At 41.9% G+C, this 25917-nt stretch carries 13 protein-coding genes, 1 tRNA gene and 3 rRNA genes; 3 read left to right on the top strand and 14 right to left on the bottom strand.

All coding sequences use genetic code 11. From position 1 onward, the window contains the following. Positions 1-32: 32 nt before the first annotated feature. The 3 genes from P3L44_RS02035 to metH all read right to left on the bottom strand — a co-directional run bounded on the left by P3L44_RS02035 (position 33) and on the right by metH (position 6016). Positions 33-1508: an SEL1-like repeat protein gene (locus tag P3L44_RS02035; RefSeq protein WP_272662007.1), complete on the bottom strand. Its 1476-nt coding sequence runs from the start codon at positions 1506-1508 to the stop codon at positions 33-35. Positions 1509-1672: 164 nt separating this feature from the next. Beyond that, positions 1673-2263, bottom strand: coding sequence for a hypothetical protein (locus P3L44_RS02030; RefSeq protein WP_004261328.1), 591 nt, complete (start codon positions 2261-2263; stop codon positions 1673-1675). Positions 2264-2332: 69 nt separating this feature from the next. Then, a complete protein-coding gene (metH, locus tag P3L44_RS02025) occupies positions 2333-6016 on the bottom strand; it encodes a methionine synthase (protein WP_272662008.1) in 3684 nt (1227 codons plus the stop codon). Between the two features lie 203 nt (positions 6017-6219). Here metH and iclR point away from each other — a divergent pair, with 203 nt between their 5' ends. After that, positions 6220-7050, top strand: a complete 831-nt coding sequence (gene iclR / locus P3L44_RS02020) for a glyoxylate bypass operon transcriptional repressor IclR (RefSeq protein WP_036958355.1) — start codon at positions 6220-6222, stop codon at positions 7048-7050. A gap of 69 nt (positions 7051-7119) precedes the next feature. Here the strand turns inward: iclR and P3L44_RS02015 are convergent, their stop codons facing one another. The 3 genes from P3L44_RS02015 to P3L44_RS02005 form a co-directional block, all read right to left on the bottom strand. Next, positions 7120-8007 carry an N-acetylmuramoyl-L-alanine amidase gene (locus tag P3L44_RS02015; protein WP_272662009.1) on the bottom strand — a complete coding sequence of 296 codons (888 nt, stop codon included), beginning with the start codon at positions 8005-8007 and terminating at the stop codon, positions 7120-7122. A 528-nt stretch (positions 8008-8535) separates the two neighbouring features. Beyond that, a complete protein-coding gene (locus tag P3L44_RS02010; protein WP_036958356.1) occupies positions 8536-8793 on the bottom strand; it encodes a helix-turn-helix domain-containing protein in 258 nt (85 codons plus the stop codon). A 442-nt stretch (positions 8794-9235) separates the two neighbouring features. Beyond that, positions 9236-10027: an N-acetylmuramoyl-L-alanine amidase-like domain-containing protein gene (locus tag P3L44_RS02005; RefSeq protein ID WP_140172887.1), complete on the bottom strand. Its 792-nt coding sequence runs from the start codon at positions 10025-10027 to the stop codon at positions 9236-9238. 313 nt (positions 10028-10340) lie between these two features. Here P3L44_RS02005 and edd point away from each other — a divergent pair, with 313 nt between their 5' ends. Next, positions 10341-12191, top strand: coding sequence for a phosphogluconate dehydratase (gene edd / locus P3L44_RS02000; protein ID WP_272662010.1), 1851 nt, complete (start codon positions 10341-10343; stop codon positions 12189-12191). A 27-nt stretch (positions 12192-12218) separates the two neighbouring features. Further along, on the top strand, positions 12219-12860 hold the full coding sequence (locus P3L44_RS01995; protein ID WP_140172885.1) for a bifunctional 4-hydroxy-2-oxoglutarate aldolase/2-dehydro-3-deoxy-phosphogluconate aldolase: 642 nt from the start codon (positions 12219-12221) through the stop codon (positions 12858-12860). Positions 12861-12949: 89 nt separating this feature from the next. Here the strand turns inward: P3L44_RS01995 and aceK are convergent, their stop codons facing one another. From aceK to P3L44_RS01955, 8 genes are all read right to left on the bottom strand, one after another. Beyond that, entirely contained in the window at positions 12950-14683 is a 1734-nt protein-coding gene (aceK, locus tag P3L44_RS01990) for a bifunctional isocitrate dehydrogenase kinase/phosphatase (RefSeq protein WP_140172883.1), read from the bottom strand. A gap of 118 nt (positions 14684-14801) precedes the next feature. Continuing rightward, positions 14802-16109 carry an isocitrate lyase gene (gene aceA, locus P3L44_RS01985; protein WP_140172881.1) on the bottom strand — a complete coding sequence of 436 codons (1308 nt, stop codon included), beginning with the start codon at positions 16107-16109 and terminating at the stop codon, positions 14802-14804. A 56-nt stretch (positions 16110-16165) separates the two neighbouring features. Then, positions 16166-17764: a malate synthase A gene (aceB, locus tag P3L44_RS01980; protein ID WP_140172879.1), complete on the bottom strand. Its 1599-nt coding sequence runs from the start codon at positions 17762-17764 to the stop codon at positions 16166-16168. A 365-nt stretch (positions 17765-18129) separates the two neighbouring features. Further along, on the bottom strand, positions 18130-19059 hold the full coding sequence (gene metA, locus P3L44_RS01975) for a homoserine O-succinyltransferase MetA (RefSeq protein ID WP_110592635.1): 930 nt from the start codon (positions 19057-19059) through the stop codon (positions 18130-18132). Between the two features lie 1221 nt (positions 19060-20280). Continuing rightward, a 5S ribosomal RNA gene (gene rrf / locus P3L44_RS01970) occupies positions 20281-20396 on the bottom strand. A 149-nt stretch (positions 20397-20545) separates the two neighbouring features. Next, positions 20546-23562, bottom strand: a 23S ribosomal RNA gene (locus P3L44_RS01965). A gap of 336 nt (positions 23563-23898) precedes the next feature. Next, a tRNA-Glu gene (locus P3L44_RS01960) sits at positions 23899-23974 on the bottom strand. Between the two features lie 130 nt (positions 23975-24104). Then, positions 24105-25644, bottom strand: a 16S ribosomal RNA gene (locus tag P3L44_RS01955). The 16S, 23S and 5S rRNA genes sit together here with 1 tRNA gene alongside, the layout of an rRNA operon. Positions 25645-25917 lie beyond the last annotated feature (273 nt).

Here is a 25917-nt window from a genome sequence, read left to right as displayed (position 1 = left end):
CGATCATTTCGATCGCCTTCTATATTATACAATTAATCCTCTCTAGCATTTTTGCTGGGTTGCGCAACACTACCAGTGTATTGCAACATTTTTCCCGTCACGCCTTTATTCTGTTTTAAAAGCGCCAAGTTCCTTTTTGCGGTTTCATTACCGAGTTCTACCGCTCGTTCAAACCACATTACTGAACGAAAAATATTTTTCTCACCGCCCTCGCCTCGTGCATACATCACCGCAAGGTTGTTTTGGGCATCGCTATTTTTCTTAAATGCCGCTTTTTCCAGCAATTGCCGTGCTCTGTGTGTGTTTTTCGCCACACCCGTTCCCGTTAAATAAAAGATAGCTAACTGGTTTTGAGCTTCGATGTTATTTTCTTGCGCAATCAGCAACCAACTCAAAATGTCATTCACATCAACATTTTTCAGCTCACCAGACACATATAGTTCCGCTAACTTAATTTGAGCCGCTTTACCATCACTGTTGGCAAGTGATATATACCACTCAATAGCCTTTTTGGGGTCTTTTTTAATCCCCCCTAACCCTTTTTCATAGAATTCAGCTACCTTCATTCCAGCTTCTTGGGATTTATTTTGTGCTGCTCGTTCATACCATAGAAAAGCTTCAGCGAGATCTTTACCAACGCCATTACCTTGTTCATAGGCTTTCGCAATCGCCAGTTGGGCCGCAATATTGTTCTGTTGCGCAGCGCGTTTATACCAGTACATCGCTTGGTAGCTATTCTTTTCTATTGCGCTATGACCTTCTTGATAAAAATCACCCATATTCACTTGTGCTGTCGCAGAGCCCATATTGGCAGCTTGACGATATAAATAAATCGCCATTTCGGCGTCCGGCTCTACACCCTCACCATTTTCATACATCACTGCTAAGTTATTCACTGCGGCTGCAATATTATTTCCCGCACTTCTTTCATACCACTCTCGAGCCTTCTGGTAATCAATATCACCACCTAACCCATCATGATAAAACAGTCCCATCGCAAACTGTGCGTTAGCATGTTCTTGCTCCGCGGCCTCTGCATACCATGCTTTCGCTTGCTTTAAATTTTGCTCAACCCCAATGCCATGTTCATATAAGTAACCCATCGCATATTGGCAATAAGCATCGCCTTTTTCAGCACCTCTGCGATACCATTGTTCCGCTTGTCGGTATTTTTCCTGATTTTGCAATAACATCCCAAGGTAATAATCTCCATCTGTATTATCTCGGTCAGCCACCTTTTTAAACCAACGATAAGCCTCTTGCTCATTGACGTCTAAAAATTCAGTCCCATCCATATAAGCAAGCCCAACATCCACCATTGCCTCTTCATCTCCGGCATTCGCTAGCTTCAATTTTGCTTTGAATTCATCAGGAATAGGCATGCTTTTAGGCTGCGCCTGTAGCGTATTCGGTTTATCTTTCGTAGAAGGTGCTTCAACGATATTGCCAGCTTGCGCAAGGGAAATACCGCTAACATAGAGAACTAACAGAAAAGAACGTAATTTCATCACCATGACCTATTTATTGGCGTTATGTCATTAACATATCACTCCAATAAAAAATTCATAAGGGATGTTGGCTGAAAAAGTAGAATAACAAAGGAATTATTAAGAAAACGGAGGAGACGCCAGCTTCTTGCTGAAACTTTTGTCTCCGAAATAAGTCGCAGTACTTAGTTAACGCGGTAACCACCGTGTTTACTGGCAAATAAATTAAATTTACCCCACTCAATTAACAGAGCTTCCAATGTGCGGTGGCTAATCTTACACAGTTCAGAGATCTGAGAAACGACAAAGTGGTTTTCACTCACCAGTTCTGGTGAAAACACTTCCGCAATCCATTCACACTCTTTCGTGGTCACCAACCAACCGTCATTGGTCGAAAATTTATGCACGGGTACCATACCGTCTTTCGGGCTTTCTTGAGATAACAGCTTATTTTCATCGATTTGGGCTTGATGAAAAGCCGCGATTTCGTCCTCTGAAGGCACGGGTTCTACTGCTAAATTTTCTTCTAAAAATAGGTAAATTTCTTCTGCTCTTGCAGGTGTTAGCTCGCTTCTTAACCAAATCTGATTAAAACAGTGCTCATCCAGTGAATCATCGGTATCAAGCTTATCCATGATCTGTAAAACACTCATCATAGCGCTCACCGCGTCTTCGCTCATCATGAACGTTTCAGGCGCCGCACTGTTTTGGATCTGATAAGGAAAAACTGCTGAGCGTGGCAGTTCTTCTTCAATAATAAATTCATAGCTCATCATTGGCCCCCTCTAATGTATTACCTATAAGATGGTGCCGAATGCATGAAAAATCAATGTATTGATCTTGTTTTAATCTTCAGGGTCATAAGCTAAGTTTGGCGCTAGCCAACGCTCCAACTCCGTCACCGACATCCCTTTACGCTTTGCATAATCCTCAATTTGGTCTTTTTGTAGCTGGGCTACCGCAAAATATTTACTTTCAGGATGGCTAAAATACCAGCCTGATACCGAGGCCCCTGGCCACATCGCATAGGAACTGGTGAGTTGCATACCAATTTGCGTTTCCACGTCCAGTAACTGCCAAATTTTTGCCTTTTCTGTATGCTCAGGGCAAGCCGGATACCCCGGTGCAGGGCGGATCCCTTGGTAATTTTCGCGAATAAGTTCTTCATTACTCAAGTTTTCATCGTCTGCATAACCCCAATATTGCATGCGGACTTGTTGGTGTAGATATTCAGCAAATGCCTCCGCTAGCCTATCCGCCAGCGCTTTAACCATAATTTTATTATAATCATCATGCTGTTGTTCATATGCATCAGCAAGCGCGTCTTCTTCTAAGCCCCCTGTCACTGCGAAAGCCCCAATATAATCGGCTTTACCACTGTCCTTTGGCGCGACAAAGTCAGATAAACAATAGTTTGGAAACTCAGTTTTTAAGGTTTGCTGGCGTAAATTCAGCCCCATCACTTGTACATGGCTTCTTGACTCATCGGTATAAATTTCTACATCATCGCCAACTCGGTTTGCAGGAAATAAGCCAAAAATACCTTTTGGCGTTAGTAAATTTTCTTTATCAAGCTTATCTAACATATTATTGGCATCTTTCAATAGCTTACGTGCTTCAGAACCAACCACTTCATCTTCTAAGATCCGCGGGTATTTCCCCGCCAGCGACCAAGTCATAAAAAATGGCGTCCAATCAATATAGTCTCTCAGCGTTGAAATAGATGCGGTGACTTCTTGAATACCAAGAAATTTTGGCGCAGGTGGTTGGTAATGTTGCCAATCAATATTAACCGCATTAGCGCGTGCCACATCCAGTGCCACAGGCGGTGTTTTTGGCCTTCTACGGCCATGTTGCTGACGAACCGTTTCATATTCACGGCGAGTGCGCGCAACAAAATCTGCTTTTTGTGTTGCTGACAATAGCGCTGCGACAACCCCCACAGTTCGAGAGGCATTTTGCACGTAAGTCGTTGGCCCACTATAATTAGGCTCAATTTTCACGGCAGTGTGTGCTTTTGATGTTGTCGCCCCACCAATCAGTAATGGCAAGGTAAACCCTTGTCTTTCCATCTCTTTAGCTACGTGCACCATTTCATCAAGAGATGGCGTGATCAAACCGGATAACCCAATAATATCAACGTTCTCTTCACGTGCTGTTTTTAGAATAGTTTCACACGGAACCATCACGCCTAAATCAATGATTTCATAGTTATTACACTGCAGAACAACCCCAACGATATTTTTGCCTATATCATGAACATCGCCCTTTACCGTCGCGAGTAAGATTTTTCCTGCACTACTACCTGACTGCTTAAGCTCTTGAATATAAGGTTCTAAATAGGCTACGGCTTGTTTCATCACCCGAGCAGATTTCACCACTTGAGGTAAGAACATTTTTCCTTCCCCAAATAGGTCTCCAACCACATTCATACCATTCATCAAGGGGCCTTCAATCACTTCGATTGGGCTGGAAGCACGTTGGCGTGTTTCTTCAGTATCTTCAATGATAAATTCGGTAATGCCTTTCACTAATGCGTATTCAAGACGCTTTTCAACTTCCCAACTACGCCATTCCGCTTGTTGAACTTGCTGCTCTCCTGCCCCTGCTCCACGGTATTTTTCCGCCAGTTCAAGCAAACGTTCTGTACTGTCATCACGGCGGTTTAAAATCACATCTTCAACAGCGTCTTTTAATTCAGTAGGCAGGTCATCATAGATAGCGAGCTGCCCCGCATTAACGATCCCCATATCCATTCCATTACGAATGGCGTAATACAGGAAAACAGCATGAATTGCTTCACGTACAGGGTCGTTCCCTCTAAATGAAAAGGAGACGTTGGAAACCCCGCCAGAAATCATCGCATAAGGTAACTGAGCCTTAATGTCCTTACAGACTTCAATAAAATCAACGGCATAGTTATTATGCTCTTCGATTCCTGTGGCTACGGCAAAAATATTTGGGTCAAAAATAATGTCTTCAGGAGGGAAGCCCACCTCTTCGGTAAGGATCTGATAAGCACGGCGACAAATTTCAATTTTCCGCTCACGTGTATCTGCTTGGCCAACTTCATCAAATGCCATGACGACCACCGCAGCACCATATTTGCGCAATAATTTAGCATGCTCAATAAATGCCTCAACCCCCTCTTTCATTGAGATTGAATTGACGATCCCTTTACCTTGTATGCACTTAAGCCCCGCCTCGATCACCTCCCATTTTGAGGAGTCAATCATAATTGGCACGCGAGCAATATCTGGCTCACCAGCAATCAGATTCAAGAAACGCACCATCGCCGCATGGGAGTCCAACATCCCTTCATCCATATTGATGTCGATGATTTGCGCACCATTTTCAACTTGCTGACGTGCCACATCTAAGGCTTCTTGGTAATTTTCTTCTTTAATCAGCCGCTTAAATTTTGCTGATCCCGTCACATTGGTTCTTTCCCCAACGTTAACAAATAACGATTTTTCGCCAACATTTAGCGGTTCTAAACCCGATAAACGGCATTCAACAGGCAGTGACGGTAATTGGCGTGGAGTGATGCCTTTTACTGCATCTGCCATTTTTTTGATATGTAATGGCGTCGTTCCACAACATCCACCAACAATATTTAAGAACCCTGCGGTTGCCCATTCATGAATTTGTTCGGCCATATTTTGCGCATCAAGGTCATACTCACCAAACGCATTGGGTAGCCCTGCATTGGGGTGCGCACTGACATAACATTCAGCAATTCTTGATAATTCAGCAATATACTGGCGTAACTCATTAGGACCTAATGCGCAATTCAAGCCAAATGATATCGGCTGAGCATGGCGTAATGAGTTATAAAATGCTTCTGTTGTTTGCCCTGATAATGTTCGACCGGAGGCATCCGTGATCGTCCCCGAGATCATAATCGGTAAAGAAACGCCCAAAGCTTCCAATTCGGTTTCTACCGCAAAGATCGCGGCCTTCGCATTTAATGTATCAAAAATGGTTTCGATCATGATCAGATCGACCCCACCTTTTACTAAAGATCGGGTAGATTCTCGGTAAGCTTCAACGAGTTGATCAAAGGTGATATTGCGATAAGCGGGATCATTAACATCCGGAGAAATAGAAGCGGTGCGGTTTGTCGGGCCTAAGACTCCAGCAACATAACGCGGCTGGTCAGGGGTTTTACGTGTCCACTCATCAGCACATTCACGGGCAAGGCGTGCAGCAACCTCGTTAATTTCAGCGGAAAGTGATTCCATTTTATAATCAGCCATCGCAATGGATGTTGAGTTAAAAGTATTGGTTTCAACAATATCCGCGCCCGCTTCAAAGTATTGAGAATGAATATCTCGAATAATATCTGGCTGAGTTAAGACTAATAGATCATTATTTCCCTTTAAATCACTCGGCCAATCCGCAAATCGTTCTCCGCGAAACTGGGCTTCCGACAACTTATGTTGTTGGATCATTGTTCCCATTGCACCATCTAATACCAATATACGTTTTTTTAATTCTTGTTCTAATTGAGTAACTTTTGCGGACACTGCACTGCCCTCCTAAAATGGAACACTGAGAAATAAGTCAAATTTTTACCTTTAACATCCTATCACAACTTCTCTCGTGAAAATTCGCTGTTATGATGAGAGTTTTTCAAGGTTGCACAAGAGCACACTTTTCACTGATCCGATGAGTATTTTCAAGTGAAATAGTTCATAATAGAAGCTAAATGACAGTCAGGAGAGACTTAATGGCAACGGCACCAATTACTAAGAAACTTAAAAAAGCAAAAGGGCCGGCGAGTGGCGCAGCTGCAGCAGGACAAGTTCAATCATTAAGTCGTGGATTAACACTATTGGAATATATTTCCGAATCGACAGGGGGAATTGCCCTCACTGACCTTGCGATGCAAGCTGGCTTACCCAACTCAACAACACATCGCCTTTTAATGACTTTAGAACAACATGGTTTTGTTCGCCAAACTGGTGATTTAGGCCTATGGGTTATTGCTTCTCATGCTTTTATCATTGGTAGCAGCTTTTTAGAGAGTCGTAATTTGTTAGCCCTCGTCCACCCAATACTACGCCGCTTAATGGATGAATCGGGGGAAACTGTCAACTTAGCTATCCTAGACCATACAGAGTACGATGCCGTCATTGTTGACCAAGTACAATGCAATGCGCTAATGAGAATGTCAGCACCAATCGGTGGAAAACTGCCATTACACGCCTCGGGGGCAGGCAAAGCATTCATTGCTAACTTACCAGAAGACAAACTGGTTCCACTTTTAAGCCGTAAAGGTTTACATGCTTATACGCCTTATACATTAACTAACCCATCAGCTTTAAAAGAGAATTTACAACAGGCTAAAAAGCAAGGTTTTTCTTATGATGACGAAGAGCATGCATTAGGGTTACGCTGTATTGGGGCTTGTATTTATGATGAACACAAAGAAGCTTTCGCAGCCATTTCTATTTCAGGCCCATTATCACGTATCACTGACGACCGTATTACTGAATTAGGCGCTATGGTTATCAAAGCCGCAAAAGAAATAAGCCATGAATATGGCGCAAACCGCTAGCTAAACAGTGAAAGTGAAATACAAAGCAACCTGTATTTCACTTAACCTTACAAAGCTTTTTACTGCCCTCTAATCACCTTGCTGATTTGTTGAAATAGTAGGCAACTTCAGAGTCTTTTCAAATAACTTAAATTTTTGCATATCACGATACTTTTCAATGAGTGACAACGCGATAGCCTCTGTTTCAGCGTCCGCTTGTCCTTCAATATCTCGCGGTCGGAAATGCAATTGGAAAGCACGCAATGTTTTTTTCGTCTGTGGATCTAACTTACCTGATAGCGGGATTGTTGAATATCCATAAAAATTAAGCGCTTTTTGAATGCGTAACACGTTTGCAGGCTCATTGGCATTACGCCCCGCCAGAAATTTAGTCACGGTTTTAGGATCTGGCCAAGCCCCTATACCATGTTGAGCAAGACGCTGCCATGGAAATGCCTTGCCTGGATCTTGCTTGCGCAGTGGTGCGATATCACTGTGACCAATAATATTTTCTGGAGGAATACTATAGCGCTGCATAATATCTTGGATGAGAGGTATCAATGCCACAATTTGCGCTTCATTGTAAGGAGCCCAATATCGTTTTCCTTTTACATCTTTTTGTAATCCAGCATTGACGATTTCAATCCCAATAGAAGTATCATTCAAACCATTATGGTGTAACCAATAACTTTCACCTGCATGCCATGATTTTAACGACTCAGGAACGAGTTGTAATACAACAGGCTGGCCATTTTTAGTTTCAGGTACACTCGGTATGAGAAAATGGGAGCTCACTTTGCCTTGCGTTAGTGTGGCTATGGAACGCGCATCATCGGAAACGGTGTAGTGAATAATGACATATTGAATGCGCTGACTACTATTTTTTGATGGGTAACGGTTATCGAGATAGTAACCTTTGTTCGAGGCCGAACAGCCTAATAGTAAAAAAGCAAACAATATCCCTATATATTTGAACATCAAACCATAGCCTTACTCTATTATTCATTAAGCTTTATTTAAGCATTGTGTCATCTGCAATACTATCAATTTTCATGCACCAACAACATCACAATGCTTATTCTTTTTAGAAAAACAGATAATAGAAAATGAAATAAATGTTTAAATACATCATGTTAAAACCTTTTTAGCTCATATTAGAAACAAAAAAGGTTTTCTTATTAACGAAAAACATCCTCTTCTATTAAATGGTAGGGAACATTGGAAAAAGTAGAGAGAGAAGCGCCAGAAAAAATTATAATTATGATCACTAATAAGCTCCCCTCCTTAAAATAGAGACATATTGAATTGATTATTCTTATTTCTAGAATTTAATTTTAAGTAGTTACCATAGACATATTTTTTTCGAGTACTATGCAAAATTAATCGTCTAATTCTCTATAACGTATAAGTTATAACCTATTTTTTATACTAGGCATTTTAAAAGGGAATAAATTATTCATAAAATGTTATAAAAAGAAAATAAAAATTATCTTGCTTAGGTTATCGCTAACTCATTTTTTCATACTCAACCTGCTTAGCAATGATTTTAGTAATCTCATTAATATCAATATCTAAAAAAATTACAATTTCAATTAGTTTATCTAAACTCAACTTATTAATACCTAACTCATATCGTGATACTTGCTGTTGGCTCAAATGAATAATCGAACCCAGCTCATTTCCTGATAACCCTTTACTCACTCTAGCCTTACGTAAATGATTACCTAGTAATGCATAAATATTTTTCTTTTTAGCTATATGCATAACCATCTCCTAAATGTAAATAAGAAAAATAATTTAGCTAGTATTATTCATTATAAAATTAATCATAACTATTTAAAATAGTTATGAGCAATCAAAGATAACAAGATTGATAGACAAACATCATTTTTATATACAAAAAAAATGAGGAAAATAATATATGTAAAGTAATCCATTGCTTTATAAAAGTTTTTTTATTTTTATAATTAAATTACATTTCTATATGTTTTTTTTGATCAAATCGATAATTTAATATACTTTTACATTTTAAATGTTACTAGAAATAATTAGTAACTAATCAAAATAATTATCTATTTTTTATTATTAAATAATTTTCACTCTATATGTTAAATTTTTACATACGCAAAAATTGTGTTTTCCCTTTTTTATATCAAAAAACAGATTAATAATTTATCTTATTATTATAATATTCTCTATAGTCAGGCTAATAATCTGATTTCGGCCTAAAAACAACAATCCCGGCCTTCCCTTTTAAGTAATCGTTCAGTTCGATATCAATAACCTGAAGATTTCTACGTAGTGAAGAAGCATTTCTAAATATTGTTTTATTATCTTTACGTATTACAACCCCCACATGACTTACATCTAATCCATCATCCTTTGAATAAACACCAATGTAATCCCCTGACTTTAATCTTAATGCTAAATCATCATCCACATATTTAACTGGAATATAGTTTATTAGTCTACTTTTAACAGGCAAACCTGATATATATCGCTGGTTATAATTTTTCAAATTAAGTTGTTTATTTACCCGAATAAAGTGTGGGCTTATTTCGCTAGTAATATCTACCACAATTGCCTCAGGTTCTTGCACCCAATCAGAGAAAAAATGCCGCCGATGTTTAAATGTAATATTTTGGTTGATATAACGAATATTGATTAAATTTGAAACAAACTGCTCGTAATTGTTAGAACGCTTAAAAGCCTCGATGTACTCTATGAATGTCATACAGTCCATCTCTTTCAAATTAATCACCAATTCTTCAGGTGATAGCGGACTCATATTCAAAGTTTGTTTATTGTAAGGTGTAGTTAAAAAATATCGGGTCAATACATCAATTTTTTCTGCTTGTGACGCATTCTGTAACTGCATTGCCGTTTGTTCATTAAAAACTTCAGTTAAAATTTTATATGACCCCGAAGCTAAGATAACCTCAGCCCTAACAAAATTTGCCAATAACAATATAAATGCAGCTATAACTAGCCTTAACATCCTGCCGCTCTTCTCATGAATACAACCTAACCTTCGACAATCATCTAATTGAATTTTGATGATAAAATCATCAACTAAGCCACTATAGCATGCTTATTTGTCTATTTCCTACCCTGTCCACACCATAATATAAATTTGATTCAGATCACAGATAGCTTCGAATGTTCATTTTCTATATTGCAACTCCTCCGCTTTCATTGAACAATGTTACCGGTAACATTGATGCTATAGTACTAGAGTAAATAACAATAGGCACAACCCAAATTGACTTGCAGTTTGATTCATCTTTTTACTGCACTATGGAGCAATTATCATGAGCGTGACCACCTCTAAAGAGACAAATCCTTCGGTGATCAATAAAGAACTTGATCGCATCACTCAACGTATCATCTCTCGTTCAGTGAAGACTCGAGCTGCTTACCTCAAAAAAATAGAGCAGGCTCGTTGTATGACCGTCCATCGAGCATCACTCGCTTGCGGTAACCTTGCCCATGGCTTTGCAGCATGCCAAAGCGAAGAAAAACAAATTCTTAAAAGCATGACTCGCTCTGATATTGCAATCATCAATTCCTACAATGATATGCTTTCTGCTCATCGTCCCTACGACAAGTACCCTGAACAACTCAAAAAAGCATTATTAGAAGCTGGCTCAATTGGCCAAGTCGCTGCGGGTGTCCCAGCAATGTGTGATGGCGTAACCCAAGGGCAAGATGGGATGGAACTATCGATGCTAAGTCGAGATGTCATTGCCATGTCAACTGCCATTGGCCTATCCCATAATATGTTTGATGGTGCGCTCTATTTAGGTATTTGCGACAAAATTGTTCCAGGCTTAATGCTTGGCGCACTTTCATTTGGTCACCTTCCTGCAATATTTGTCCCAGCAGGTCCAATGGCAACAGGCTTACCAAATAAAGAAAAGGTTCGTATTCGCCAGCTGTATGCTGAAGGCAAAGTTGATCGACTCGCTTTATTAGAAGCCGAAGCCGCCTCTTACCATGGGATCGGCACCTGTACTTTTTACGGTACTGCCAACTCGAATCAAATGATGATGGAGGTCATGGGGTTACATCTACCCGGTGCGTCATTTGTACCACCTGACTCTCCACTACGGGATGCATTAACAGAAGCTGCCGCACGACAAATTACGCGTTTAACTGAACAATCGGGCCAGTACTTACCTATCGGTCAACTGGTTAACGAAAAAGTTATTGTCAACGGTATCGTCGCATTGCTCGCGACGGGAGGCTCAACTAACTTAACCATGCATCTTGTTGCTATAGCAAGAGCCGCAGGGATCATTATCAATTGGGATGATTTTTCCGATATTTCAGCTATTGTTCCACTTATTTGCCGTATCTATCCTAATGGCCAAGCGGATATCAACCAATTCCAAGCCGCAGGTGGCGTAGCTTTGCTTATCCACCAGCTATTACAAAAAGGTTTATTATATAACGATGTCCATACCGTAGCAGGATTCGGACTAGAGCGTTACACCATGGAACCTTGGCTAAATAATGGCCAACTTGAATGGCGAGAAGGCCCTAAATCCTCGTTTAATCCTGATGTTATCGCTGAAATAGAACACCCATTCTCACCTCATGGGGGCACAAAATTACTTTCTGGTAACTTAGGGCGTGCCGTGATGAAAACATCCGCGGTTCCTGAAGAAAATCAAGTTATTGAAGCTCCAGCAGTCGTATTTAACAACCAAAATGAGATTGCATCACACTTTGAAGCAGGTGAGCTTAATAAAGATTGTATTATTGTTGTCCGCTTCCAAGGGCCATCCGCGAATGGCATGCCTGAACTTCATAAACTCATGCCTCCTCTTGGTGTACTTATGGATAAAGGCTACAAAGTCGCGTTAGTTACTGATGGCCGCTTATCCGGAGCATCCGGTAAAGTACCATCTGCAATTCATGTCACCCCTGAAGCTTATAATGGTGGGTTGTTAGCAAAAGTAAAAAATGGCGATATCATTAGAGTAAATGCATTGACTGGAGAATTACAATTACTAGTTGATGAAGAAGAACTCAATAAACGCCAACCCTTCGAGGCTGATTTAACTGCTGAGCGTAGTGGTTGTGGAAGGGAGCTTTTCGGTGCATTAAGAAGACATTTATCAGGTGCCGAAGAAGGTGCTTGTAGTATTGATTTTTAATCTATTTTCATTGAATAGGAATAGAAAATGAATAATTGGAAAATGACCGCTGAAAGCATATTAAAACAAGGCCCTGTCGTCCCTGTTATTGTTATCAAAAAATTAGAACAAGCGGTTCCTCTTGCAAAAGCATTAGTCAAAGGTGGCATTAGAGTGTTAGAAGTCACTTTACGTACGGAGTGTGCTATCGATGCTATTCGCCTCATTGCAAAAGAAGTACCTGAGGCTATTATTGGCGCAGGTACTGTTATTAATGCAAAACAACTCGCTGAAGTTACTAAAGCTGGAGCACAATTCGCAATTAGTCCCGGTTTGACAGATGAATTACTCAATGCAGCAACCAAAGGAGATATTCCTTTAATCCCTGGAATTTCAACTGTTTCTGAACTTATGCTTGGTATGCAATATGGCCTGAAAGAGTTCAAATTTTTCCCAGCGGAAGCCAATGGTGGGGTTAAAGCGTTAAAAGCCATTGCGGGCCCTTTCTCACAAGTCAAATTTTGCCCAACCGGTGGAATATCGCTAGATAATTACCTTAACTATTTAGAATTAGATAGTGTTCTGTGTATTGGTGGCTCTTGGTTAGTGCCTGAAGAGGCTTTGAATTCAGGCAATTATGAAAAAATTACCCAACTTGCTCAAGAAGCTGTACAAGGCGCAAAAAAATAGCATTCCCGAAAAACGACTCAATGCTTGCTGAGTCGTTTTTAATTGCCTTTAATTAATACGCGACTATTCCCATTAGTTGCGTATTATACTTATGCAACCTCACTGAATTTATGGCAAAAACGTAATTCCTCACGATAGGCATAAACATCTTCTACGTGCCCCGCCAAAATTCTATTTTGTAACTTTTGCCAATAATCTGCGGAAAATAAATCTGCATGATATTGTTGCAAGTAATGACGAATTTTCTCATTTTGGCAAATAAAAGAAGCAAACTCTTCAGGGAAAACATCTTGCTCACCAATGCTATACCATGGCTCACTAGATAATTCTTGCTCAGGGTATAATGGTTCAGGAATTTTACGAAAATTCACCTCTGTCATATAACAAATTTCATCATAATCATAAAAAACAACACGGCCATGCCGCGTTACTCCAAAATTTTTAAACAACATATCTCCGGGGAAAATATTCGCAGCCGCTAACTGTTTAATCGCCCAGCCATATTCATTTAATGCATTATGTAATTGCGCGTCAGTGGCATTATCCATATAAATATTCAATGGGATCATCTTTCTTTCCATGTACAAATGACGAATCAATATGTTATCGCCTAAATCTTCAATTTGAGATGGAACCTCTTTCAATAATTCCACCATTAACTCATCGCTGATGGAAAACTTACTAATCACAAAATTTTCAAACTCTTGGGTGTCAGCCATACGGCCAACTCTATCGTGCTCTTTAACCAAACGATAGCATTCTAAAACTCGTTCTCGTGTTACTTGCTTTTGTGGCGCAAATTGATCCTTAATAATTTTAAAAACACGATCGAAAGAAGGGGACGTAAAGACCAACATCACCATTCCTTTAACACCTGGTGCAACGGTAAATTGCTCTCGTGAAAAATTAATATAGGCGAGATATTCTCTGTAATACTCTGTTTTTCCATGCTTTTGACAACCAATTGCCATATATAATTCAGCAATTGACTTACTGGGTAAGATCTCCCTCAACCAAAAAACCAGTGCTGCTGGAAAAGGGGCATACACCATAAAATAGGACCGAGCAAAACCAAATACAATACTGGCTTCATCAAACTCAGTTAAACACGCATCAATATAAATGCGCTGACAATCATCATGGTGAATAGGAAGTAAGAATGGGTGAACCTCATCATTAATATAAATTTTACCAACTAGCCAAGCTGCCTTATTACGGTAAAATAACTCATTTGCAATATGAAAACTGACTTTTTGGGTTTCAATATCAGGAAATTTTGTTTTCAATACATTGATAATACAATGAATATCTAAATCCAAATTACGCCACTTTAGCCTTAGTGGTAACCCACTTAATATTGTGAACAATACCTCCTCTAAATTATTATTAACAAAGTATTCTCGAGCTAGTGGCCTAGGAGAAATAGAAAAACGCCTTGCAGGCTGGGATGTAAAAATAAATAAGTTATCTTGTGTAAGCTCCCGATGCTGAAATAACCGGCAGTAAACTGAATTAAAGAAGCTTTCTGCTATTTCAAACCTTGGGTAATCTGGTAATAAGGTTTTATAAACATTTTTTATTTGAGCCAGTTTATCGGGTGTTAAAGATTGAACTAGCCCCATAAACTGTAGCTGAGCGACAACTAAACCAACATGGTGATCATACAGCTGAATTCTTCTTTTCATCGCATGCTGAATTGCATGCCAATCTGCCTGCTCAAACCTTTCTTGTGCACCTGAGGTTATCTCAAGGAAACGACCATATTGAGCATCAAAACCCTGTAAAATGGTCTGAGCTATAATCTGTTCTGTCGTCAATATCATAACCACTCCTATAAGAATACAGACTTATTTTGAATAAAAAACAGGCACTAAACGTGCCTGAAAAATTAACAGATACAGCTAACCAACAGAAACACCGATTGAAAGGGAAATAATCTGACTAGAATTGCTCTTCTTCAGTCGAGCCAGTTAATGCTGTCACTGATGAAGTGCCCCCTTGAATAACTGTTGTCACTTTATCAAAATAGCCTGTTCCTACCTCCTGTTGATGCGAAGAGAAGGTATAACCTTTATTAATTGCAGCAAACTCACACTCTTGGACTTTTTCAACATAATGCTTCATGCCTTCACCTTGTGCATAGGAATGAGCTAAGTCAAACATGTTGAACCACATACTGTGAATACCTGCTAACGTAATGAATTGGAAGCGGTACCCCATTGCTGAAAGCTCATCTTGGAATCGTGCGATCGTGCTGTCATCTAAATTCTTTTTCCAATTAAATGATGGAGAACAGTTGTAAGCTAATAATTTACCAGGGAATTTAGCATGAATAGCTTCAGCAAACTGTCTTGCCGCTTCAAGGTCAGGTTTTGACGTTTCACACCAAACAAGGTCTGCGTAAGGTGCATAAGCTAACCCACGACTAATTGCTTGCTCAATTCCTGCTTTGGTACGGAAAAAACCTTCAGAGGTGCGTTCTCCAGTAACAAAAGCCGCATCATAAGCATCGCAGTCAGATGTTAGAAGATCGGCTGCATCGGCATCTGTTCTAGCAACCAAAATAGTTGGTACACCTGAAACATCCGCCGCTAAACGAGCAGCAACCAGCTTCTGAATCGCTTCTTGAGTAGGTACAAGGACTTTCCCACCCATATGACCACACTTCTTAACCGCGGCTAATTGATCTTCAAAATGGACAGCCGCAGCCCCTGCCTCTATCATATTTTTCATAAGTTCGAAGGCATTTAATACGCCACCAAACCCAGCTTCCGCATCCGCGATAATAGGTAAAAAATAATCAATATACTCTTTGTTGTCAGGGCCAATACCATTCGCCCATTGAATTTGGTCTGCCCGACGGAATGTATTATTAATTTTCTTAACTACCGATGGTACTGAATCGACAGGGTAAAGTGATTGGTCTGGATACATACTTGATGAAGTATTTGCATCCGCGGCTACCTGCCAACCTGACAAATAAATAGCTTCAATACCTGCTTTCGCTTGTTGTAACGCTTGCCCACCGGTTAAAGCTCCCAGTGCATTTACATAACCTTTCTTTGAACCACCATGTAATTGCTCCCAAAAGCGTTCTGCACCTTTGCGTGCTAAAGAGTGTTCGATATTCACAGAACCACGTAATTTCACTACTTCTTCCGCAGTATATGGGCGAGTAATACCTTTCCAACGTGGTTTTTTCCATTCACTTTCTAATTGGGCAATTTGTTCTAAGCGCGATGTAGTCATGATCCACTTCCTTTATAAGAATATGTAGGGTTTATCGAATTTTCTATTTACTATGCTTAATCTAATAATTGGTATCCGGGGATAGTTAGGAATTCTATAAGTTCATCCTGCGTTGTAATGCGTCGCATTAATTCCGCAGCCTCACGAAAGCGGCCGCTTTGAAAGCGCTTATCACCAAGTTCTTTTTGGATAACCTGTAACTCTTCATCCAGCATTTCTTCAAATAATGCCTTAGTGACTTTTTCACCGGTAGACAATGTTTTACCGTGGCGGATCCATTGCCAAATTGAAGTACGTGAAATTTCTGCTGTCGCAGCATCTTCCATCAAACCATAGATAGGTACACAGCCATTCCCTGAAATCCATGATTCAATATATTGCACTGCAACACGAATGTTAGCCCGCATCCCCGCCTCGGTTCGTTCGCCCTCACAAGGCTCTAATAGCTGGTCAGCCGTAATTTCTTCATCGAAATCACGAGATACATGTAGCTGGTTTTGGTGCCGACCAAGTGCTTGATCAAACACATTCATAACGGTATCCGCTAAACCCGGATGTGCAACCCAAGAGCCATCGTGCCCATTTCTCGCTTCTAGTTCTTTGTCTGCTTTTACTTTCGCTAGAATAGTTTCATTTTCTTGGGGGTCCTTGCTCGGTATAAAAGCAGACATTCCCCCCATCGCAAATGCTCCACGACGGTGGCACGTTTTAATTAATAAGCGCGAATAGGCACTTAAAAATGATTGTGTCATTGTGACAACTTGGCGGTCTGGCAATACTCGGTCAGCATGCTCTTTCAATGTTTTGATATAACTAAATATGTAGTCCCAACGCCCACAATTCAGCCCCACAATGTGGTGACGCATGTGATATAAGATTTCATCCATTTGGAATACAGCAGGTAATGTTTCGATCAGTACAGTTGCTTTGATCGTGCCCCGAGGTATACCCACGGAGTCTTCAGCCAGACTAAAAACATCGCTCCACCATTTTGCTTCCTGACAAGACTCAAGTTTTGGGATATAAAAGTAAGGACCACTCCCTTTTTCTAATAACGCTTGATAGTTATTAAAAAAGTAAATAGCGAAATCAAACAGGCCTCCAGGAATAGGCTTACTTCCTGATAAAACATGTTTTTCATCTAAATGAAGACCACGAACACGAGCAATCAAAACTGCTGGATTTGATTTTAATTGGTAAACCTTTCCATTTTCATTGGTATAAGAAATATCACCGCGGATCGCATCCCTTAAATTGATTTGGCCATCGATCAATTTTTCCCATGAAGGTGAAAGGGAATCTTCAAAATCTGCCATAAATACTTTTACATTGGCATTTAAGGCATTAATAACCATTTTACGTTCAACCGGACCCGTAATTTCGACACGGCGATCTTGTAAATCTTCAGGGATACTTTGAATTTTCCAATCTGATTTTTTTATGGAATCAAATTCTGAAATAAAGTTAGGTAAAGAACCAGCATCTATCTTTTGCTGTCTGACCTCTCTATCTTTTAATAATTTTTCTCGGCGAGGAAGAAACTCTTCAACTAGTTTAGAAAGAAATGCAATAGAATCAATATGTAATACTTGTCTTTCAAACTGTTCAATATTCTTTGTGAATGTTAATTCCGATATAGATAATTGCTGCTCCATCGACCAAACCCTCATTCATCGTTGACTATGAAATAAGCATAAGATCAAAATAGATATAAATCAAAAACGATTTCCATTTTAATTAAAAAGTCAAATATCTTATTGATAATAATGAATTTTAAATAAATTTATAAATTGATTAACCATTCCTTTAACTAGTCAAAAATGTTAAATAGTCGTTAAATCAACTAATTATAGAAAACTGTATTTTTAAAATTTTTCTTTGAAAACAAAAAAAGCAGCTAATAAATAGCTGCTTTCAGACTAACTGTGGCTCCACTTTCTACTATATAAGCTTGATTTAAACTGGTGGAACCAGTAAAAAAACTTATTTTATTGCAATTCTTAAATTTATATTTCTTTTTTTAATCTAACGTTGGTTCCATATTCGTAAGATCAAAAGGTGTGATCTGGTACACATAATAATTCAACCAATTTGAGAACAACAAGTGCCCATGACTACGCCAACTCACGAGCGGAGGGTTGTTGGGATCATCATTTTTGAAATAATTGCATGGGATCTGAGGAGAAATACCAGCATCTAGATCACGCCAATATTCTTGTGCAAGAGTATCTCCATCATATTCAGGATGGCCTGTCACAAATGCTAAGCGTTTGTCTTTTGACCCAAACAAATAAGCACCAGCCTCCTGTGAACTTGCTAAAATCTCTAGGTCAGTATGCTGTCGGATAAGATCTTCAGGAAAATCAGCGTATCGAGAGTGAGGCGCATAAAATGAGCCATCAAACCCTCTAGTTAATAAAGCGTACGGCTCTAACGTATCATGCTGATAAATACCTGATAATTTTTCTTCTCTAGTCCATTTTGGTAAGTCATACAATACCTTTAAAGCCGCTTGTACAGCCCAACAAACGAAAAGGGTTGATGTCACATGTTGTTTCGCCCAAGCTATCACCCTTTCTATTTGTTGCCAGTATAATACGTCATTAAACTCAACCAGACCTAACGGAGCTCCCGTTACAATTAAGCCATCAAAGTTTTGATCCTGTATATCTTCAAAATCACAATAAAAGGTATTTAAGTGCTCCGTTGGGGTATTCTTTGATTCTCGCTGGTCAATTCGTAATAGTTGAATATCAACCTGTAATGGTGTGTTCGACAGCAAACGCAGAAACTGGTTTTCAGTTTCTATCTTTTTCGGCATCAAATTGAGTATTAATACTTTCAAGGGACGGATCTCTTGATGACTTGCTCTTGTTGTTGTCATAACAAAAACATTTTCTTCTCTCAAGAAATTAACTGCCGGTAGTTCATCTGGTAAACGAATAGGCATCATTCATCCCCCCTTTTATCTGTTTATACGTTTAGACTTCTAGAATGCTAAATAATCTAACTAATGTTATCCGTCTTGTCGAGCCTTTCAAGGTTAAATGAAATAATTTCAAGCACTGTAACTTATAGTTTATTTCTAATAATTATATACAGCTATTAACCTTCTTATCTTCAATATATTGTATTAGTGATTACTACTTTTATTTGCCATAAGCTATTAGTAATTATTCTGTGAATAATATCTAAGATACTGTTATTTGATTGGGCTCTTATTCTAGCTGCTATACTGGCTTCCAAATTATGATGACGATTTGAATTCAATTAAAATATTAAACCGAAGTTGTTACGCACTACTTTGCATTTAGAATATCTATTCGTCACACCAATACAACCGCTTATCCCCCATTGCTTCTCCTAACTCCTGCCACCCCACCTTCACCAACAGCCACCATCCCCTTCAACAAGTGAGTTGTTACTTACTACTTTGACTCAAGTGGTGTCATTCATCATCGTGATGGGCAAACACCTAATCCACAGTACTCATTTGATATTTTTAAAGTTATCTTTTCCGCAAAACAACAAGTGAGTTGTTACTTACTACTTTGACTCAAGCGGTATCATTCATCACCGTGATGGGCAAACATCCAATCCACAGTACTCTCGTGATATTCTTAAAATTCCGCTACCCTAAACAATCTGTGAGCTGTTACTCACTACTTTGCATTCACAATATCCATTCAGCGCACCAATACAACCGCTCCCCCTCCATTACTTCTCCTAACTCCTGCCATCTCACCATCACTAGCAGCCACCATCCCCTTCAACAAGTGAGTTGTTACTTACTACTTTGGCTCAAGCGATGTCATTCATTACCGTGATGGGGAAACACCCAACCCACAATATTTATTTGATTTTATTAAAATTCCGCTACCCTAAATAATCTGTGAGCTGTTACTCACTACTTTGCATCACACACTCTCATTAATGATGGTGATAGATAGAGGGGAGCCCCAAGAGTAGCTAAAAAAGATGAAGAGACGTGTAATACATCGTCTAATGAGAAAGTAAGCGATAAAAAAGGAATTAAAATTAGGGAGTAAAGCATTAAGGAACTGAGGAACTAAAGCTTAGGCCCCCCTCCTAATCTCAACACCCACTGTTTTTCTTTTTTTCTCCAAACGCAAAAAAGCCACCCAATGGGTGGCTTTCTCACTAATTTAATGTCTGGCAGTTCCCTACTCTCACATGGGGAGACCCCACACTACCATCGGCGCTACGGCGTTTCACTGCTGAGTTCGGCATGGGGTCAGGTGGGACCACCGCGCTATTGCCGCCAGACAAATTCTGTTTGTTCACGTTTAGCTCAACACACTTTCGGTATTTGCTAAACCTAAACTTCAATCTTGAACAAGCTGCTGTGTCCTTCACCTTCCGGCTTCTCACTTCTCGAAAACAACTCCATCTCTCTAAAACACCTTCGGTGTTGTCAGGTTAAGCCTCACGGTTCATTAGTATTGGTTAGCTCAACGTATCGCTACGCTTACACACCCAACCTATCAACGTCTTAGTCTTAAACGTTCCTTTAGGACCTTAAAGAGTCAGGGAAGACTCATCTCAAGGCAAGTTTCCCGCTTAGATGCTTTCAGCGGTTATCTCTTCCGCACTTAGCTACCGGGCAATGCCATTGGCATGACAACCCGAACACCAGTGGTGCGTCCACTCCGGTCCTCTCGTACTAGGAGCAGCCCCTTTCAATCTTCCAACGCCCACGGCAGATAGGGACCGAACTGTCTCACGACGTTCTAAACCCAGCTCGCGTACCACTTTAAACGGCGAACAGCCGTACCCTTGGGACCTACTTCAGCCCCAGGATGTGATGAGCCGACATCGAGGTGCCAAACACCGCCGTCGATATGAACTCTTGGGCGGTATCAGCCTGTTATCCCCGGAGTACCTTTTATCCGTTGAGCGATGGCCCTTCCATTCAGAACCACCGGATCACTAAGACCTACTTTCGTACCTGCTCGAGCCGTCACTCTCGCAGTCAAGCTGGCTTATGCCTTTGCACTAACCGCATGATGTCCGACCATGCTTAGCCAACCTTCGTGCTCCTCCGTTACTCTTTGGGAGGAGACCGCCCCAGTCAAACTACCCACCAGACACTGTCCGCACCCCGATAATGGGGCAACGTTAGAACATCAAACATTAAAGGGTGGTATTTCAAGGTTGGCTCCATGCAGACTGGCGTCCACACTTCAAAGCCTCCCACCTATCCTACACATCAAGGCTCAATGTTCAGTGTCAAGCTATAGTAAAGGTTCACGGGGTCTTTCCGTCTTGCCGCGGGTACACTGCATCTTCACAGCGAGTTCAATTTCACTGAGTCTCGGGTGGAGACAGCCTGGCCATCATTACGCCATTCGTGCAGGTCGGAACTTACCCGACAAGGAATTTCGCTACCTTAGGACCGTTATAGTTACGGCCGCCGTTTACTGGGGCTTCGATCAAGAGCTTCTCCTTACGGATAACCCCATCAATTAACCTTCCAGCACCGGGCAGGCGTCACACCGTATACGTCCACTTTCGTGTTTGCACAGTGCTGTGTTTTTAATAAACAGTTGCAGCCAGCTGGTATCTGCGACTGGCTTCAGCTCCATGGTAAACACTTCACCTAATGCCAGCGTGCCTTCTCCCGAAGTTACGGCACCATTTTGCCTAGTTCCTTCACCCGAGTTCTCTCAAGCGCCTGAGTATTCTCTACCTGACCACCTGTGTCGGTTTGGGGTACGATTAATGATAATCTAGAGCTTAGAGGCTTTTCCTGGAAGCGGGGCATGAGCTACTTCATCACCGTAGTGACTCTCATCGGAACCTCAGCATGTAGTGAACCGGATTTGCCTAATTCACCTGCCTACATCCTTAAACCGGGACAACCGTCGCCCGGATAGCCTAGCCTTCTCCGTCCCCCCATCGCAATTATCACCAGTACGGGAATATTAACCCGTTTCCCATCGACTACGCATTTCTGCCTCGCCTTAGGGGTCGACTCACCCTGCCCCGATTAACGTTGGACAGGAACCCTTGGTCTTCCGGCGTGCGGGTTTTTCACCCGCATTATCGTTACTTATGTCAGCATTCGCACTTCTGATACCTCCAGCATGCCTCACAGCACACCTTCACAGGCTTACAGAACGCTCCCCTACCCAACGAACGTATCCTTAAACTGACTGCCTGACGTTTCCCCTCGACTTTGTTGGACGCATTGACGTCGCTTCGCTCCGTCAATCGTTTTGATACATTTGAGTATCACTTAATCAGTTTAAGTGATACGTTCGCTGCCGCAGCTTCGGTGCATAGTTTAGCCCCGTTACATCTTCCGCGCAGGCCGACTCGACCAGTGAGCTATTACGCTTTCTTTAAATGATGGCTGCTTCTAAGCCAACATCCTGGCTGTCTGAGCCTTCCCACTTCGTTTCCCACTTAACTATGACTTTGGGACCTTAGCTGGCGGTCTGGGTTGTTTCCCTCTTCACGACGAACGTTAGCACCCGCCGTGTGTCTCCCGTGATAACATTCTTCGGTATTCGTAGTTTGCATCGAGTTGGTAAGTCGGGATGACCCCCTAGTCGAAACAGTGCTCTACCCCCGAAGATGAGTTCACGAGGCGCTACCTAAATAGCTTTCGGGGAGAACCAGCTATCTCCCGGTTTGATTGGCCTTTCACCCCCAGCCACAAGTCATCCGCTAATTTTTCAACATTAGTCGGTTCGGTCCTCCAGTTAGTGTTACCCAACCTTCAACCTGCCCATGGCTAGATCACCGGGTTTCGGGTCTATACCCTGCAACTCATTCGCCCAGTTAAGACTCGGTTTCCCTACGGCTCCCCTATTCGGTTAACCTTGCTACAGAATATAAGTCGCTGACCCATTATACAAAAGGTACGCAGTCACCCTGATAAATCAAGGCTCCCACTGCTTGTACGTACACGGTTTCAGGTTCTATTTCACTCCCCTCGCCGGGGTTCTTTTCGCCTTTCCCTCACGGTACTGGTTCACTATCGGTCAATCAGGAGTATTTAGCCTTGGAGGATGGTCCCCCCATATTCAGACAGGATAACACGTGTCCCGCCCTACTCGTCGAGTTCACAACACTAACACCTTCGGATACGGGGCTATCACCCTTTACTGCCGGACTTTCCAGACCGTTCTCCTGATGCTAATGCTGATTAAGACTCTGGGCTGCTCCCCGTTCGCTCGCCGCTACTAGGGGAATCTCGGTTGATTTCTTTTCCTCGGGGTACTGAGATGTTTCAGTTCCCCCGGTTCGCTTCGTTTGACTATGTATTCATCAAACGATAGTGCAACGAATTGCACTGGGTTTCCCCATTCGGAAATCGTCGGTTGTAACGGTTCATATCACCTTACCGACGCTTATCGCAGATTAGCACGTCCTTCATCGCCTCTGATTGCCTAGGCATCCACCGTGTACGCTTAGTCGCTTAACCTCACAACCCGAAGGTGTCTTCTTACAACGAGTGACTGTGCTTCATGATTTCGACGTTAGTCCGTGCGCGCAATGCTCACGTACGTTAAGTACGCAGCGCTTGCTGTGCGCGGGCTGCCTTGAACTCATGTCGCTCGTCGACTCGATAGTTTAAAGTACACTATTCAAGTTGAGATTTTTGAGAGACTCTCACATTGTTTAAGCGATAAACAATGTGCGTTGTTTTCAATTTTCAGCTTGTTCCAGATTGTTAAAGAGCATAATTGTTAAACCAACTACAATATAATTGGCTTAATCATTATTGGGGACATCGTCTTTCACTCGATATCGGCGCAATTGGCGTCCCCTAGGGGATTCGAACCCCTGTTACCGCCGTGAAAGGGCGGTGTCCTAGGCCTCTAGACGAAGGGGACACGAAAATCACAAAAACTTTTGTGCTTTCATGTAAGTCCTATTCTCTCGAATAAGTCTCCCACGTATAGCCTATTGCTCTACTTTCTATCAGACAATCTGTGTGAGCACTTCACAAAAACACTTCAATGGTAAGGAGGTGATCCAACCGCAGGTTCCCCTACGGTTACCTTGTTACGACTTCACCCCAGTCATGAATCACAAAGTGGTAAGCGCCCTCCCAAGGTTAAGCTACCTACTTCTTTTGCAACCCACTCCCATGGTGTGACGGGCGGTGTGTACAAGGCCCGGGAACGTATTCACCGTAGCATTCTGATCTACGATTACTAGCGATTCCGACTTCATGGAGTCGAGTTGCAGACTCCAATCCGGACTACGACGTACTTTATGAGTTCCGCTTGCTCTCGCGAGGTCGCTTCTCTTTGTATACGCCATTGTAGCACGTGTGTAGCCCTACTCGTAAGGGCCATGATGACTTGACGTCATCCCCACCTTCCTCCGGTTTATCACCGGCAGTCTCCTTTGAGTTCCCGACCGAGTCGCTGGCAACAAAGGATAAGGGTTGCGCTCGTTGCGGGACTTAACCCAACATTTCACAACACGAGCTGACGACAGCCATGCAGCACCCTGTCTCAGAGTTCCCGAAGGCACTAAAGCATCTCTGCTAAATTCTCTGGATGTCAAGAGTAGGTAAGGTTCTTCGCGTTGCATCGAATTAAACCACATGCTCCACCGCTTGTGCGGGCCCCCGTCAATTCATTTGAGTTTTAACCTTGCGGCCGTACTCCCCAGGCGGTCGATTTAACGCGTTAGCTCCGAAAGCCACTCCTCTAGGGAACAACCTTCAAATCGACATCGTTTACAGCGTGGACTACCAGGGTATCTAATCCTGTTTGCTCCCCACGCTTTCGCACCTGAGCGTCAGTCTTTGTCCAGGGGGCCGCCTTCGCCACCGGTATTCCTCCACATCTCTACGCATTTCACCGCTACACATGGAATTCTACCCCCCTCTACAAGACTCTAGCTGACCAGTCTTAGATGCCATTCCCAGGTTAAGCCCGGGGATTTCACATCTAACTTAATCAACCGCCTGCGTGCGCTTTACGCCCAGTAATTCCGATTAACGCTTGCACCCTCCGTATTACCGCGGCTGCTGGCACGGAGTTAGCCGGTGCTTCTTCTGTCGGTAACGTCAATCGTTGTTGATATTAGCATCAACGCCTTCCTCCCGACTGAAAGTACTTTACAACCCTAGGGCCTTCTTCATACACGCGGCATGGCTGCATCAGGCTTGCGCCCATTGTGCAATATTCCCCACTGCTGCCTCCCGTAGGAGTCTGGGCCGTGTCTCAGTCCCAGTGTGGCTGATCATCCTCTCAGACCAGCTAGGGATCGTCGCCTAGGTGAGCCATTACCTCACCTACTAGCTAATCCCATATGGGTTCATCCGATAGCGCAAGGACCGAAGTTCCCCTGCTTTGCTCCTTAGAGATTATGCGGTATTAGCTACCGTTTCCAGTAGTTATCCCCCTCTATCGGGCAGATCCCCATACATTACTCACCCGTCCGCCGCTCGTCAGCGAGAAGCAAGCTTCCCCTGTTACCGCTCGACTTGCATGTGTTAGGCCTGCCGCCAGCGTTCAATCTGAGCCATGATCAAACTCTTCAATTAAAAAGCTTGATGCTCAAAGAATGTCTTACTGACCGTAACGTTCTTTTGTTCGGCTAACTTTGTCGGCTTCGCATCGCTTCCCCTCGCCGTACCTAAGTACTGTCTCGGGTTATCTCTGCTCGCCTTCGCGTTATCCTTCCAAAATAAGCGTTACTACCTTATTTCATATATATGAATTAACGTGTTAGTCACTCTTCAAGACTTAAAATCAAATATTTTTTTGATAGTGTCCTGTGAGTACCCACACAGATTGTCTGATAAATTGTTAAAGAG

Source organism: Providencia sp. PROV175 (assembly GCF_032707045.1).
GTDB lineage: Bacteria > Pseudomonadota > Gammaproteobacteria > Enterobacterales > Enterobacteriaceae > Providencia > Providencia hangzhouensis.
The sequence above is the reverse complement of the archived record's forward strand: the minus strand, read 5'-3'. Positions and strand labels throughout refer to the sequence as shown.